Here is a 15,656-nt window from a genome sequence, read left to right as displayed (position 1 = left end):
CGCGCGAAAAAAGCGCCTGACAGTGGAGCGGTTACAGAGTCACCAGGACTTTACTGCAGTTTTACGGAAGCGCCAGCGCGTTTCCACACACGATATAGTCGTTCATTTCCTTGTTACGTCTACGCCACAGAGCTCAGATAGTAAGAATCAAATGGACGACTTAGTCAGTTCTACGGCAGTACATCGTCTGGGGCTGGCAGTGTCGAAGTCTGTGGGACATGCGGTTCAGCGAAATACGGTGAAGCGCCGTTTTCGCGTACTCGCACGCCGGTACGAGCATCTCCTCCCAGCGGGATATGGCATCGACTGTGTAATGAGAGCCAAACCGGGGTGCTACAGCGTCCCCTTTAGTGATCTCGAGCCGCAGGTAGAAAAGGCGCTGACGAAGATAGCCAGCATCGTAGAATCTCAGAAAGACTGAGCATGAGCTGGGCGAGTAGGGTAGTGATACGGATGATTCAGTGGTACCGCACGCAGATTTCTGCTCGGACACTGCCATCCTGTAAGTACTATCCCACCTGCTCTACGTATGCTCTCACTGCTGTGGAGCGCTTCGGTGCATTTCGTGGCAGTGTACTGGCCATTCTCAGGCTTCTGCGTTGCAGACCCTGGTCACGTGGCGGCATCGATGACGTACCGAAAAAGTTTTCGGTCTGGTATAGATTCTCGTGGTCTTCAGCTCACGAAGAGCCGAGCATAGAACCTCAGTACCATCCGTACGGAGAGGAAGAATAAAAGTATGAATCTCGATCAAGGTTTCTTCGGATTTATTTATAGAATCCTGTACCCACTGGAATGGGTCATGACGCAGGTTATGGTGTTCTTCCACCGTATCTTCGTGGCACTGGGGATGCAGTCCGGGCCAGGATTTGCCTGGGTACTGTCCATCATCTTTCTGACCATTACGGTGCGCATCATCATTCTGCCATTCTTCGCCAAGCAGATGGCGTCCATGAGCCGTATGCAGGCTCTCCAGCCGAAGATGCAGAAGATACAGAACAAGTATAAGGGAAAGACGGATGCTGCGTCTCGCGAAGCTCAGAGCCGCGAGACCATGAAGCTCTACCAGGATAATAATGTGAATCCTATGGGCTCGTGTGTCCCATCCCTTATCCAGGGCCCTGTGTTCATGGCCCTGTTCTACATTCTTTACGCCATCCAGCCTATAGCGAATGGTACGAGAGATGCCCTCGGTGGATTCGATAAGACGGTGGCTGAAGAGATTATGCACACCACGGTCTTCGGGACGAAGATCTCCACGAACTTTACGAGCGCAGAAGGCTCCGGAAAGATCATCATCGGTCTGTTTGTGGCCTACATGTGCGTGACCATGTTCCTTTCGCAGTACTACAGCCTGCGTCGTAATATGCCGAAGGCGTCCATCGGAACTCAGCAGTATAACACGCAGCGCATTATGGCCTTCATCTTCCCGGTGATGTACATCTTCTCTGGTGTGGCATTCCCGTTCGCAGTACTCGTCTACTGGGCTACGAATAACACGTGGACGCTGCTTCAGATGATCTACCAGGTAGAGAATTTCCCGACCCCAGGATCTGCGGCTTATGAGGCGAAGGAAAAGCGCGATTACACGAAGGAGCAGGAGCGCCGCCAGAGGGAAGGCCTGCCATCCATCGAGGAAGAAGAGCTGCAGAAAGCTAAGGAAGCTGAAGCAGAACTGAAGAAAAATGGGGGCACGCAGCGCTACCAGCCATCGCGCAAAAAGAAGCGCTCCTAAAACGGAAAAATTGACATAAAAAAAAGAACGAAACGAGCGCGGTGCTTCTTACGAGGCATCGCGCGTCGATATACTTATCCGGCGGTAAACTGAAAGTAATGTAAGGAGCATTATGAATCAGAACACTGAAGTCGACATCGATCAGCTCAACGAAGAAGCTGACATCGCGGCAGACTACCTGGAGGAGCTGCTCGACATAGCCGACTATGACGGCGACATCGAGATGGGCGTGCGCCAGGGGCACCCTGTCGTGCAGATAGTAGCGGACGATGATACGGATATCCGACACCTTATCGGGCGCGACGGACAGGTGGTCAGCGCATTGCAGCATCTGACACGCCTCGCCGTTCAGCAGGCCACAGGCGAGCATTCGCGCGTCATCGTGGACGTGGACGGATATCTGCGCAAGCGCCGCGAACGCCTCGTAAACCTCGCGCTCGACGCCGTTCAGGAAGTCCTGGACACCGGCGAACCGGTGGACATGCGGCCTATGAACTCGTACGAGCGAAAGATAGTCCACGACGTCATCCGCGAAGAAGGCCTGAAGTCCCGCTCGCATGGCGTCGATCCGAAGCGGTACGTCACCGTCTACCAGCGTCCAGCAGACACGGCAGATGCTGGGGATAAGCCGGACGTAGACGAGCTCGACGAGGACTTCGAGGACACCCCAGACACAGCCGAGACGAACGAGTAGTATCGAGAGTATGACTGATCTTCTTTCTTCATCGCCCCTGCCACGCGAGGTGCTCGCAGAGGCGTACGAACCGCTCGCCCTTTTTCATGCCAAGCTGGAGAAGGAGGGTGAGCCGCGCGGTATCATAGGACCGCGGGATGTGGACATTATCTGGGAGCGCCACATCCTGAACTCGGCTGCGCTCGTGCCATTCCTCTGGGAGGAGATGGAGGATCTGCGCTCGGTGAAGGGCGGTCGCGAGCCTATCATCGGCGACATCGGCAGCGGCGGCGGCTTCCCGGGAATCATCGTGGCGGCGTGCATGCCGGATGTTCCTGTGTATCTCGTGGAGCCTATGGAACGCCGCGTGGAGTGGCTGCATGAAGTGGTCGCTGAGCTGGGCTTGACGAACGTGACGGTGGTGCGCGCGCGTGCGCAGGAAGTGACGCCGGGACATGTGGCGGGGAATGTGAAAAGCCTGCTGCCTCGCGGTTTTAGAGGGTTTGACATCGCTACGTGCCGTGCTGTGGCTCCTATGACTAAGCTTACGGGTATGATATTCCCACTGCTTGCTTCAGGTGGTAAATTAGTAACTCTGAAGGGCAGGAGCGTGGAAGCGGAGCTGGAGAAGGCTGCCAAAGAGATGAAAAAGTATGGGGCAGTGCATCCGCATGTGTATGAAGCGCCTGTAGGCGAAGGCCTCGAGCCGACGCGCGTACTCGTAGTGAATAAGAAATAAGTGGAGGTAGACCATGAGTGATGTTTCACGTGAAACATTCCCGACCGACGACCCTCAGTTCGAATCTGCCTCGCACGTTATTAACCGCATTTTTAAGGATTCGCCTGAGTCTGAGGTAGGCGCGTCCATTACTGAAGAGATTAACCGCATCGATAAGCTGGCTTCGCAGACGTTCGAGAGGCCGCAGTCCACGCGATTCCTCGCTGTGGCGAATCAGAAGGGTGGCGTGGGAAAGACCACGTCGTCCGTGAATCTGGCGGCAGCGCTGGCTGAGGCTGGCATGAACGTGCTCGTTCTGGATATGGATCCTCAGGGCAATGCTTCCACTGCTCTCGGAGCTCAGCATGACTCGCAGACCCTGTCTCTGTACGACGTCATCGAAGGCCGCGCCAGCATAGCCGAGGCGCTGCAGGTATGCCCTGACTTCGAGAACCTCGACGTGGTGCCGTCCACTATCGATCTTTCGGGTGCTGAACTCGAAATATCTTCGCTGGAAAACCGCGTCTACCTGCTGCGTGACCAGCTTCGCGCGTACCTCGAGTCCAGTGAGAAGAAGTACGATTACGTCATCATCGACTGCCCACCAAGCCTGGGACTGCTCGTACTGAACTCGCTGTGCGCTGTGCACGAAGTGGTCATCCCTATCCAGGCAGAGTACTACGCTCTGGAAGGCCTCGGCCAGCTTTTGCGCACCATTCAGCTCGTCCAGAAGAGCATGAACCGCGAGCTGGTCATCTCGGCCATCCTCATCACCATGTACGACAAGCGCACACTGCTGAGCCACGAAGTGTATGAGGAAGTGGGGCAGCATTACGCGTCACTTCTGCTCGAGACTACCATCCCACGCGCGGTGCGCATAGCGGAAGCGCCGAGCTTCGCCCAGTCCGTCATCGCGTATGATCCGCGCGGAATGGGTGCCATAGCGTACCGCGAAGCAGCTCTCGAGATTAATAAAAAGAGCACACACATATTCACTCTGTTAGACCGCCTGAAGAAGGAGCAGTAAGATGCCAGGACGTTCTCGACTCGGAAAAGGCCTCGGAGCACTCTTCCCTACGATTAATGAATCCGGCGAAGAAGAAGTGAATGAGGCAGCTGTAGCTGCTTCTGCATCCGCCGCATCCTCTCCAGCACAAGGAGCTAATAAGCCTGTGAAGAAGACGAAGACTCAGCGTGCAGCTATGCCAGCCATCGAGATGCCTGGTATGGGCTCGGATAGGGGCTCTGCTGCTGATTCCCTGGAAGAAGAGCGCCCAGCGATCCCATCGCTGCAGGACTCTATCCCGCACTATAAGTCTACGGATGCGCTGGATGCCTTGCTGTCCTCTACAGAGGGTGCTACGGTCATCTCTGGCCTGCGTCCGGTGAAGGGTGCATACCTCACAGAAGTGCGTCTCGATGACATCGTGGCGAATGAATACCAGCCACGTCACGTCTTCGAAGAGCAGGAGCTTCAGGAGCTCTCGAACTCCATTAAAGAAGTGGGTGTGCTCCAGCCTATCGTGGTGCGCGAAGTGGATCCTCAGACGCATGATGGTCACCACTATGAGCTCATCATGGGTGAGCGCCGTACGCGTGCGAGCCGTCTGGCTCAGCTGGAGAAGATTCCAGCCATCGTGAAGACCACGGCAGATACAGACATGCTGCGCGATGCTCTGCTGGAAAACCTGCACCGTGTGGCACTGAATCCACTCGAAGAGGCAGCTGCATACCAGCAGATGCTTAAAGAGTTCGGTCTGACGCAAGAAAAGCTCGCTCAGAGCGTCTCGAAGTCTCGCCCACAGATTACGAACACCCTGCGTCTTCTCCAGCTTCCTGGGGGCATTCAGAAGCGTGTGGCGGCCGGTGAACTGTCTGCTGGACATGCACGTGCTCTGCTGAGCCTGCAGAACCAGGAGGACATGGAAAAGCTGGCTGAGAAGATAGTGAAGGAAGGCCTGTCTGTGCGCTCCGTGGAGGAGCTCGTGGCACGCATGAGCGACTCGGAGAAGAAGCCGCGCGCTGTGCGGACGAATCCGTGGGAGAACCCAGAACTCGTGGAGCGTCTCGAGTCTCGCTTCTCCACGCACGTAGCTATCAAGGGTTCAGCGAAGCGCGGACGTATAGAGATCAGCTTCACCTCGCAGGAGGAGCTGGACAGGATTCTAAACGTGCTGAACTAATATTCCGCTCTGAAGGCGAGGTTCGCGTATGCGTGGACCTCGCCTTTATTTTTTCTCAGATAATTTTCCCCATGTCATACTTCCATAAGCGGAGAATCCTCCGGAAATGAAAAAACTCACGATGATGAGTAATTTTTCTATCCACCACCACATGATTACTTCTCCTCCTTAGCAGTTCTCTTAGTGAGATATGCCTTCACGGTATACCATCCGCCCATAAAAGCTGCGAAACTGAGAATGACAGATAATGCTATATCCGCTATAGCCCACGCCATTATGGCCTCCTTTTCTGGATGAAAGTACTTACATTCTATCTCTTTATGGCTTCGGTGGATGGTGAATTGACAAAAAGTTCTTCTTATATATAAAATATATTTAATATTATTTAATAATATTAAATATCGGGAAGGAGAGTCATGGCAGAAATTCCACGGTGGTTCGCAGTGTTATCCGAGGATGATCATGCATTCATCCGGAATTTTCTGCTGTCTTCGGGCTCTCTGAAGACGATGGCGAGTCTGTACCAGGTCTCGTATCCCACTATTCGCGCCAGACTCGATAAAGTGAGGGAAAAGATTCAGCTCACTGATCAGGAGCACGATGATGACTTCGTCCTTCTCGTGAAAAGGCTCGCTATAGAAGAAAAATATGACATCGATACTGCAAAAGTACTCATCGATGAGTACAGAAAGGGGCAGGAATCATGATAGGAGCTGTGTTTGGATGTATCTTCGGTATACTCCTGGTAGTCTTCATTCTCGGGGCATTAGGGGTGCTCACTATGGCTGCAGTGAAGTACCTGAAGAAGAATCATCAGACTACGAAGGATGAGCGCATCTCCATCCGTAATCTTTAAAAGACACAAGCGCGAGGCTCCTCAGAAAAGAGAAAGCCTCGCGCGTCGTGTAACGTGGTATCCTAAAAAACTTACTCTGCGTGCTCTACGAGATACGCCTGAGCATCGAGTGCTGCCTGGCAGCCAGCGCCTGCGGCCACGATGGCCTGGCGGTAGACCTTATCCACGGCGTCGCCTGCGGCGAAGACGCCTGGTACAGAAGTGAGAGTATTACGGCCCGTACCTTCTGCAGGAACGATGTAGCCTTCAGCATCCAGCTGGACAGCATCCCCGAGGAATCCCGACTGGGGGATGTGACCGATGGCTATGAACAGGCCGTTCACATCGAGGGAGGATTCCGTGCCATCCACCGTGTTTTCGAGGCGTACCGAGGTGACGCCCTGTGCGTCATCACCGAGCACTTCTTTCACCACGGTATTCGTGAGGATGGTGATCTTCTCGTTCGCACGCACGCGGTCCAGCATGACCTGTGAAGCGCGGAAGGTGTCGCGGCGGTGGATGAGAGTGACGGAAGACCCATAGCGGGAGAGGAAGTCTGCCTCTTCCATGGCAGAGTCGCCGCCACCCACCACGACGATAGGCTTATCCTTAAAGAAGAAGCCGTCGCAGGTGGCGCAGTAGGACACACCGCGGCCAGAGTACTCTTCTTCGCCTGGCACGCCCAGGTGACGGTAGGATGCACCGGTGGCCAGGATGATGGTGCGTGCCGAGTAGGTCTCACCCATGTCTGTGGTGACGGTCTTGACGTCTCCACTGAAGTCCACGGAGACCACGTCATCATACTCCACTTCAGCGCCGAATTTCTCTGCCTGCTCCCGCATGTTCTCCATGAGGTCAGGCCCCATAATGCCCTCAGGGAAGCCTGGGAAGTTCTCCACTTCGGTGGTGTTCACGAGCTGTCCGCCAGGAGTGATGGCTCCCGCGATGACCAGAGGGGCATATCCAGCGCGCGCCAGATACAGGGCCGCAGTGTAACCGGCAGGACCCGAGCCGATGATGATAGCGTTACGAATAGTCATAGTATCTCCTTTAACGCGCACACGTCCGTGGGTATTCCCGAGGGACGCGGAGAGCGAAAATTGGCCATAAGAAAAAGCAGAAAGCTAACGCGACGTCGCCTCGTGCGGAACGTTCCGGTGCTCGTCCAGGACAGCGCGCACCATCCGCGAATACAGCTCGCTGAGGTTAAAGCCAGCAGCCACGGCCTCACGCGGCAGAATGGACACGTCCGTCATGCCCGGCGTCACGTTCGCCTCCATGAACTGCGGCGTGCCGTCCAGATCCACGATGAAGTCCATGCGCGCGATGTCCCGCAGACCGAGCACCTGGTAAGCACTTAAGGCATCCTCTTTCACGCGCTCGAGCGTCTCCTCGTACAGCCGAGCCGGAACGATGAACTCCGTGGCACCCGGCGTGTAGCGCTCAGAATAGTCGTATACGCCGCTCGGCGTGCTGATCTCGATAGGCGGCAGAGCGATGATCTCGTCGCCCGTATCCAGGATGGACACGGACACCTCCGTACCCTCCACGAAATGCTCGATGAGCGCGGTATCTCCGTACGCGAAGCAGTCCACGAGAGCCTGCGGCATGTGCTCAGCCTCGCGCACCACCGTGCAGCCCAGCGCGCTACCGCCCTTATGCGGCTTCACGATGAGCGGCAGACCCAGCGCATCGACCACGAGGCGGATGATGGACTGCACGCCCAGCTCGCGGAAGACGTCCTGAGGAAGCGTGACCGAATGCGGGGTGTGCACGCGGCCTATCTTACGTACGATGTTCTTCGCCACCGGCTTGTTCCACGCGAGCGTGGAGGCCTTCGCGCGCGAACCGATGTACGGCAGATCCAGCATCTCGAGGACGTCACGGATGGAGCCGTCCTCGCCGTAAGAACCGTGCAGCAGCGGCCAGACCACATCAGGGCGCGTGGCAGGGTCAGTGAGGTAGTCCACGAGAGTGCTGTCCACGTCATGGACGTCCACCGTCCACTGGCCAGATTCCTCGAGGAAGCCGGCTACGCGGTGCCCGGAGCTTAAGGAGACGTCACGCTCGTGGCTGAGGCCTCCGCAGAGTATCAAAACGCGTGGGTTCATGGGGTTTCTCCTTATGCTTCGTGTGGGGTGTCGTGCTTCGCTGTGCCGAAGAGTTCGACCGTGGCCAGCTCATCATCCATGACGGTGGACAGGCGGCGAATGCCTTCGCGTATGCGCTCTTCAGTCGGGTAGCAGAAGCTCAGGCGCATATGGTCGGCGCCCTCGCCCGTGTCATAGAACGCGGTGCCGGATACGTATGCCACGCGCGCGGTGATGGCGCGCGGCAGCATGGCTTTCGCGTCCAGGCCTTCTGGAATCTTCAGCCAGATGTAGAAGCCGCCCTTCGGCTTATTCCAGCTGCAGTACGGCATATACGTGCGCAGCGCCTCGTCCATGGCTTCACAGCGCGACTTATACATGCCGCGGTAGTCTTCTATCTGCTTCTTCCAGTCGAAATTATCCAGATATGTGGAGATGGTCATCTGGCTCATATTCGACGGGCTGAGGATGGATGATTCGTTCGCGAGGACGAGCTTATGGCGGATGCCTGGAGGCGCTATCATCCACGCGACGCGCATGCCTGGAGCGATGATTTTCGAGAAGCTCGAGAGGTAGACCACGTTTTCCGCGTCCATACTGCGCAGCGCTGGATACGTCTTGTTTTCGAAGCTGAGCAGGCCGTACGGATTATCTTCCACGACGAGCACGTGGTATTTTCTGGCAATTTCCAGGATACGCGCTCGGCGCTCTATGCTCATGGTAACGCCTGCAGGGTTATGGAAGTTCGGCACAGTGTAGAGGAACTTCACGCGCTTGCCCTGGGCGCGAGCGCCACGTATGGCTTCCTCGAAAGACTCAGGGATGAGGCCGTCCGCATCCATGTGCGCATTAATCACTTCGGTCTGGAAGCTCTTAAAGACGCCGAGAGCGCCCACATAGTTCGGATCTTCAGCGATGATGACGTCTCCCGGATCACACATGAGGCGCGTGATGAGGTCCAGGCCATTCTGCGATCCATTCGTGATGACCACGTCATCCGCCTGCGCATCCGTAATGCCTTCGAGACGTACGATGTCCAGAATGCGCTCGCGCAAGTGAGGGTCACCCTGCGCGCTGCCATACTGCCAGGCCTTCGTGCCCTGTTCGCGCAGCATCTTCGCCACGAGCTCAGAGAGTTCGTCGAAGGGAAGATACTCGAGGTACGGCATACCGCCAGCCAGAGAGACTACTTCCGGGCGGCTGGCCACAGCGAAGAGAGCGCGAATCTCGGAAGCGCGCATGTCTTCCGCGCGCGAGGCGTAGGATCCGAACCACGGGTCATTCTTAATGACGTGTGCCGAGTTTGGCTGTGCGTTCGGCTGTGAGTTCGGCTGCGTAGGATTCGTCATAGTCTCTCCATACTTCTGGTCTGCTGTGCTGTGTGCTGTGCTGTGTGTGCTATGCGGTCTGCTGCTTTTTAGTAGAAAGCGTACTTCGTCATCTTAATGGTCTGTGGCAGAGTGGAGGCATCCGTACCATCTATCCACACGACGAGGCGCTGGGCCTGTACAGGCTCATTCAGAGTGACGGACGTGGTCTGGCCATCATTCGCGAAGGTAAACTGTGCCACGTCCTTACCCGAGCGAGGATCATCCGTAGTCGGGTCGGCGAAGATATGGACCTGGCCACCGCCTGTCTCATTCGCGATGTCCACGCGCCAGAAAGTGTGAGGCTGGTCGAACGCGAAGGAGTATCCCCAGCTGCGGATGCCTGCAGGGCGGTTCAGGAAGGTGTATCCCGTCGGCTCTATAGGCGTGGTGTTCTGCGTGACGGCAGGCTGAGGGACGGCGGAGGCCTTCTTTTCATTCAGCTTCGCAGTGTCGTCACTCGTCGTAGCATTCTGGCTCTGGTTCTGGCCCTGCGCAGGCTGCGGATTTGCACCCTTATTATTCTCCTGGCCAGGGAAGCGGACAGTCTCGTCTGCCAGCTGCGACCACGGGTCATTCGTGGTGCTGTTATCTCCGAGACGGCCTATGCCGAGGGAATACACTGCTCCTGCCACGAGAGCCACGAGGATGACCACCACAGCAGTGATGGAGGCCACGCGGGACTGGAGCATAGCGCTGATGCGGTCGGACAGGCCTCGGCGCTTCGGCTTTTTCGTGCTCTGAGCAGGCTTCGGCTGCGATTTCGGCTGAGCTTTCGGCTTTGGCTTCTGCTGTTCAGACTGTGACCCAGACTCTGGCTGCGTATCCTGTTTCTTCTGTGGGACGAAGACCGGAGGGATGGTCTGAGTAATCGGCTCGTAGGAGGCTGGCTTTTCCGCAGACTTCTTTTCGGAAGACTCCACAGCCTGCACTGGTGCAGCCGGACGCAGAGTATCCATGGTCTGCGTGCGCGGGTCGAAGTCATTAAAATCATACGGGTCATAGACACGCTCGAGCTTCGCTGCATCCAGCTCACCGAGAGCGTGGAAAAGATCTGTGGAGGTGTCTGGCTTCGCCATATCCACAGCGCGGCGACCGCCGAAGATAAGCTCGGAAGCGCTCCAGGCAGGATTACGGTCAGATGACTTCTCCTGGTCAGAATCGCGCAAAGATCCTGGGATAGGCGTGATGAACTGGGAGTCTACACGCTTGAGTACGGCCTGCGAGATGGATGGGGCAGAGAATCGGCGGCCAGCTACATTTAAGTGCTTCTGCGGGTGAGCAGTCAGCTCGCGTAGAGGCTTATACTCCTCCATAAGAATGCTCATCTCGAGCAGAGTAACCAGTGGGATAGGCGTGCGGCCCTGAGCGTCAGGAAGACCCAGAGCACGCGTGCAGATGAGCGTGAGGTCCTCTGGAGCATGAGCATCGTGGAGCATCTGGCGTGCGCGCGAGGCCAGAACAGACTTATACGGCATGCGCGTGAGCAGCTCGAAAGCCACTGCAGCTATCTGGTAGACCATGACGCTTTCCACGTCATGGTTCGTGGCCTTCAGGCGTGGAGCCGTAGGAGGTAAGAGTGCTGCTGAGACAGGGAAATTCGCCAGAACCACGCGCTCATTCGTCAGGCGGATATTTAGATCATCGAGGCAGTAGTGTGCCTGGAAGTGATTATCCAGGTCCTGGCATATCTCCACCGTCTCGCCAAGGATAGAACGGATGGATTCGAGGCTCAGAGGATACATCTGTGGATCTGCGGCGACGTCACTGAGGTACTCACGTAGCGTCAGACCTGGATCTGCGTCTGTGACGATGACGCACACTTCACCATCGCGGTGCAGGTGCAGAACGTCTACGAAGTGAGGATCTTGAGAAAGTGCTAAGTAGGATGCGGCAGCATTCACGCGAGAGATAACGGTAGAGTTCGCCACGATGAATATCTGGCAGCTGCGCTGCAGAGTATTATCTCGTGCTGTCCACACAGAAAAACCTGGCTCGTCGCGTAAGATATCGACCAAGCGGAAGCGATTCAGTAATACATCGCCTAGTGCAAAGTTCATAGCATCTCTCTATATGCTGGTATCCGGATCCTGGAGACTATTTTACCCACGGGGGTGGTTATTTAGCATGGCGGCGTCGTGAGGATTTCGTCGAGGAATCTACTGAGGAAATCTTACTGAAAAGAGCAGGAAGAATTGGCAAAGAAGAAAGCCGAGCGAGCACAGCACGCATGCCATCCGTAAACTCGCGCGTCCCCAGAGCCACGAGGACGAGCGCATACGCGGCAAAGCCCACGAGTGCCACCACAGCACAGATGAACACGGCCACGAACCAAGCGGTGCGGCCCGAGGACGTGGACGGATTAAAGTGCAGCAGAACGCTGAGCACATACTCGGTCCCCTCCGACGCCACATATGCACCTACTGAGGCAAGCAGGATCTTTATATGCACGACCACGAGGTGGCCTATGGCGAAATCCCCGCGGAAACGGCGGTAGACCATAACGAGCAGAAGCGGAATGCACACGATGTAGCTCACGCTCACAGCCAGACCGAGCAGAGACGTCTGAATCTGCGCAGGAGCGAGCAGCCAGATGCCCACCTGAATGGCCACCATAATGGCAGACTGTACAGCCTGAATAATGAACGGACTTTTCCCGTCCTCGAAAGCATAAAACGTCCGCTGAGCCAGCAGAACGAGCGACGTAAACGGCAGACCGAGCGTCATAGTGAAGATGATGGGACTGAGCAGCATCATCTGCTCGCCATCCACAGATGGCAGGAATACAGCAGCCAGCTCCAGCGGAATGGCCAGCATAACGGACGTGAAGAAGAACATGATAAGGCTCGACGAGCGCATAGTGCGGCTGACCACTTCAGAAGCCTTCTGGAGCTTATGCTCAGCCACGAAACTGGATATCTGCGGGAACGTGGCCGTGGCGAGGGACACAGCGAAAAGCGAATACGGCAGAATGTAGATGCTCATAGCATTCTGATAGGAACCATTTCCCGCCACGTGGAACTCGTCTCCTGCAGCCAGAGGTGCGCCCGAAGCGATGCGCGAGGTGATGATGGAAGTGATTTGCATCATCACGGTAATGGCCAGACTCCACACAGCCACACTGCCCATGGACCGCAGGCCTATGCCGCGGAAGCCCCAGGAGAAGCCGAAGCGGTATCCGCTACGGATGAGCGGAATGAACAGGAGCAGAGCCTGTACAGCCACGCCGAGAGTCCACGTGCCCGCGGTGAGCGCTATCTTATCCGTAGTCCAGAATTCGAGCGGCTGGCGTGAGGCATTCCCGAAGAGAACGAGGAAAGCGATGAAGCCCGCGCTGCTGACCACATTCGCCGCTACGGAGCTCCACGCGTACATGGTGAATTTATCTTTCGCAGCGAGAATCTGGCCGAGGACGGTATACAAGCCGTAGAAGAAAATCTGCGGAGTGCACCACAGGGTGAAGGCGTTCGCGAGTGCGCGCTGAGGACCCGTCCAGGACGAGCTCAGGAAGATGGAAGTGAGGATATTAGTACCGAGCATCATGATGGCCGTAATGCCGAGAAGTAGCAGAATGCTCAAGGTGACGAGCTTATCGAGATGCTTTTTTGAGTCCTCAGACTTCAGCGTGCGCACTATCTGCGGCACGAGAATGGCGTTAAAGAGGCCTCCAGAGATGAGCGTGTACACGATCTGCGGGACCGAAGAACCTGTCTGGTATGCGTTCGCCGCTATGCCCGTGGTGCCCACGGCGGCGGCGAGCAGAATGGTGCGGATCATGCCCGTGAGGCGTGAGGCGAGGGTGCCGGAGGCCATGATGAGAGAGTTACGGCGGACGGAGTTTTTCGCTACTTCTTCAGAACTCATGCGGTTTTTATTCCTCGTTTCCTTCAGCTGGTTCACCACTGCGGATGCGGGCTATCTGCCGTTTCGCGCCCACCACTGCGAGCACGATGGCCAGGCCGAAGATGGCATAGCCGGCATTATCCAGAATGGTGATGGAGCTGGAGATGGTGATGCTCTTCTCGCTCGTCACAGCCACGCCCTCCGGGGTGGTGAGGTGAAGCTTAAACTGTGTGGTCCACCCAGACAGTGCGCGCACGGGCAGCATGACTTGCTGCTCACTGTGTGCTGCCACTTCTACGTTCTGTTTTCCCGCGAGAGTTACTTCTGAACGGATAGTATCCGAGGCTGCTGCCGTGACCACGTTCAGCGTGAGGCCCACCGGAAGATTATTCGAGAGAGTGACAGGCACGTCCGCCGTTTCACTCACCACGTTCAGTGACTGCGGAGCGCTCATGGATACTGCGCTGAAGAGGTCGCTGGCTACAGCTGCCTGGGCGTTTAGCGCGTCGAGGCCGGAGGCATTCTGTGTGCTGGATGCGCTCTGATAGGTGCTGATGGCCCGCGCAGAGAACGCCTGTTCTGCGGCGTTCGACGCGAGCCCTTCCACCGTCCCACGCCACTTCTGGAAGTCGTCTTCAGACAGCGCGCGCGACTGGTCTGCCTTTCCACGCGCGAGGTCCTGTGGATTTCGCGTTTTACGGTCTGCATTTTCCGCCTGCGAGCTACTGATGATGCTGTTCAGGAAGCTGCTCATGCGCGCGTGCGTGGCATTTATCTGCTCCGCGATGCCACTTACCGCCTGCACTGCGTTTTTATTCGCGCTGCTGACGGTTCGCGCGTACTCTTCGGCGTCCGCGCTATCCGTGGAGCTTTGCGCGGTTTCGAGCGCGTTCAGGCTTGTGAGCGTGGCCCATGGTGCTGCATTCAGTTCGTCTGCCAATTCTCCCACTGCTTCGACCTTCTCAGCCGTCAGGTCAGTGCTCAGCGTGGCAGTGTTTATGAGCACAGTGCGGTCCTCATACGGAGCCTGAGTCTCGAAGAGAGCAGTCTGGGCGAGGAAACGGTTCCGGATGCCCGCATCTGTTTTTTCTGCCGTAGCGTCTTCGGATGTGGCCTGTCCCTGAGCGAGCGTGCTCAGCTCTTTCTGTGCGGTGAGCACCGTCATATCCGTGCCCTGCACGCTCACGTGAGTGACGGAATTATGAAGGGGAGACTCCGAGGCCGCAGCCCCGTAGCCTTCGTTTGCGAGGACGGTGGTATATCCGAGAGAGTGGGCGGATTCTAAGGCTTTCGTGGTCCATCCGCTATGCCCATCCATGGCCACAGCATTCGCGCCCGCGTGTGCACTGGTCTGGATGATGTCCTGTGCTTGCGCGGTTTCTGCCAGCGTGGCTATGTCTGTGGCATACGGCTGGAGAGAATGTGCGGAGGAGACCTGGGAGCTGAGCTCCGGCGCGGTGAGGACCTCCACATTCGGATGCGAAGCAGCGAGCTTTTTTAGTGCGCTGACCGTCGAGGAGGCGCACTCGGGAGTGGTGTGCGTGGCAGTGATCTCGGTGCTGCCACTGAGCAGAGTCTCCATGGATGTGTGTGCTGCTGTGGTCTGGTCTTTTCCTGTGACGCACGCGGCTATGGTGCCTGTGCTGGCAGGAAGAGTGAGGACGAACTTCAGCTGGGGAAGTCCTTCGGAAGCAGTGCCTTCATTCGAACGCGTCACGAAGGTACGCAGAGTCTGCGTCTGGGTGGAATCGTTATCCTCGTACGTGACGAGGAGGGGCTTCGCACCCCACGAGGTGAGGCTGGTCAGGGCTGAATCATCCGCATTCAGATGGACTTTCACCTGTGTGGAGGCACCAGCTTTCAGAGCAGGCACATCTGCCTGAGTAAACGTGGTTAAGCCGCGCAGACGAAGGTGTCCATCCGCCCAGGCCTGGAGGTCATCACTGGTCTGGAATTCATACCACGGATTCATGCTGAGTGTAAGCGTGCCGTCGGTGAGGTCAGTACGGGACGTATTCGTGACAGTGAAAGTGGCGTCGTATCCTGAGCTCGGCGTGATGACACTCGTGGAGCTGTCTACGGTCAGTGGAGAAGCGGAGGCTGCGAGGGCTGCAGGAAGGGGCTGGAGAGAAAATGCGAACGTGGCGCCCGCCAGAACGGCGAGGGCGCACGCAGCGCGAGCATAACGCGAAAACGTAGATGAAAACGACAT

General features: G+C 56.7%; 15 protein-coding genes. 9 read left to right on the top strand and 6 right to left on the bottom strand.

Annotated elements, in window-relative coordinates; translation table 11 throughout:
• Positions 1-22 precede the first annotated feature (22 nt).
• From rnpA to ALMA_RS08115, 9 genes are all read left to right on the top strand, one after another.
• Positions 23-421, top strand: coding sequence for a ribonuclease P protein component (rnpA, locus tag ALMA_RS00285; RefSeq protein WP_094725895.1), 399 nt, complete (start codon positions 23-25; stop codon positions 419-421).
• A gap of 2 nt (positions 422-423) precedes the next feature.
• The gene (yidD, locus tag ALMA_RS00280; RefSeq protein ID WP_211278311.1) at positions 424-735 is read left to right on the top strand and encodes a membrane protein insertion efficiency factor YidD; all 312 of its coding nucleotides are present in this window, start codon (positions 424-426) and stop codon (positions 733-735) included.
• A 4-nt stretch (positions 736-739) separates the two neighbouring features.
• Positions 740-1,735, top strand: coding sequence for a membrane protein insertase YidC (yidC, locus tag ALMA_RS00275; protein ID WP_094725893.1), 996 nt, complete (start codon positions 740-742; stop codon positions 1,733-1,735).
• Between the two features lie 112 nt (positions 1,736-1,847).
• Positions 1,848-2,429: a Jag family protein gene (locus ALMA_RS00270; RefSeq protein ID WP_086106634.1), complete on the top strand. Its 582-nt coding sequence runs from the start codon at positions 1,848-1,850 to the stop codon at positions 2,427-2,429.
• Between the two features lie 10 nt (positions 2,430-2,439).
• Entirely contained in the window at positions 2,440-3,147 is a 708-nt protein-coding gene (gene rsmG / locus ALMA_RS00265; RefSeq protein WP_094725892.1) for a 16S rRNA (guanine(527)-N(7))-methyltransferase RsmG, read from the top strand.
• A 13-nt stretch (positions 3,148-3,160) separates the two neighbouring features.
• Complete coding sequence (locus tag ALMA_RS00260) at positions 3,161-4,153, top strand: ParA family protein (protein WP_094725891.1); 993 nt, start codon at positions 3,161-3,163, stop codon at positions 4,151-4,153.
• Position 4,154: 1 nt separating this feature from the next.
• A complete protein-coding gene (locus tag ALMA_RS00255) occupies positions 4,155-5,309 on the top strand; it encodes a ParB/RepB/Spo0J family partition protein (protein ID WP_094725890.1) in 1,155 nt (384 codons plus the stop codon).
• A 416-nt stretch (positions 5,310-5,725) separates the two neighbouring features.
• The gene (locus ALMA_RS00250; RefSeq protein ID WP_086106630.1) at positions 5,726-6,016 is read left to right on the top strand and encodes a DUF2089 family protein; all 291 of its coding nucleotides are present in this window, start codon (positions 5,726-5,728) and stop codon (positions 6,014-6,016) included.
• Positions 6,013-6,165, top strand: a complete 153-nt coding sequence (locus ALMA_RS08115; protein WP_158520616.1) for a hypothetical protein — start codon at positions 6,013-6,015, stop codon at positions 6,163-6,165. The genes ALMA_RS00250 and ALMA_RS08115 overlap by 4 nt, the downstream gene beginning before the upstream one ends.
• Before the next feature lie 71 nt (positions 6,166-6,236).
• Here ALMA_RS08115 and trxB read toward each other — a convergent pair whose 3' ends face one another.
• The 6 genes from trxB to ALMA_RS00220 all read right to left on the bottom strand — a co-directional run bounded on the left by trxB (position 6,237) and on the right by ALMA_RS00220 (position 15,656).
• Entirely contained in the window at positions 6,237-7,184 is a 948-nt protein-coding gene (gene trxB / locus ALMA_RS00245) for a thioredoxin-disulfide reductase (RefSeq protein WP_094725889.1), read from the bottom strand.
• An 84-nt stretch (positions 7,185-7,268) separates the two neighbouring features.
• Positions 7,269-8,255, bottom strand: a complete 987-nt coding sequence (locus ALMA_RS00240; RefSeq protein ID WP_094725888.1) for a D-alanine--D-alanine ligase family protein — start codon at positions 8,253-8,255, stop codon at positions 7,269-7,271.
• 11 nt (positions 8,256-8,266) lie between these two features.
• Positions 8,267-9,583 carry an aminotransferase-like domain-containing protein gene (locus tag ALMA_RS00235; protein WP_094725887.1) on the bottom strand — a complete coding sequence of 439 codons (1,317 nt, stop codon included), beginning with the start codon at positions 9,581-9,583 and terminating at the stop codon, positions 8,267-8,269.
• Between the two features lie 68 nt (positions 9,584-9,651).
• Positions 9,652-11,661, bottom strand: coding sequence for a hypothetical protein (locus ALMA_RS00230; protein ID WP_094725886.1), 2,010 nt, complete (start codon positions 11,659-11,661; stop codon positions 9,652-9,654).
• 58 nt (positions 11,662-11,719) lie between these two features.
• On the bottom strand, positions 11,720-13,465 hold the full coding sequence (gene murJ / locus ALMA_RS00225; RefSeq protein ID WP_094725885.1) for a murein biosynthesis integral membrane protein MurJ: 1,746 nt from the start codon (positions 13,463-13,465) through the stop codon (positions 11,720-11,722).
• A 7-nt stretch (positions 13,466-13,472) separates the two neighbouring features.
• Positions 13,473-15,656: a DUF6049 family protein gene (locus ALMA_RS00220; protein WP_094725884.1), complete on the bottom strand. Its 2,184-nt coding sequence runs from the start codon at positions 15,654-15,656 to the stop codon at positions 13,473-13,475.

Source organism: Alloscardovia macacae (assembly GCF_002259705.1).
Taxonomy (GTDB): domain Bacteria; phylum Actinomycetota; class Actinomycetes; order Actinomycetales; family Bifidobacteriaceae; genus Alloscardovia; species Alloscardovia macacae.
This window is presented reverse-complemented; position numbering and strand designations above follow the sequence as displayed.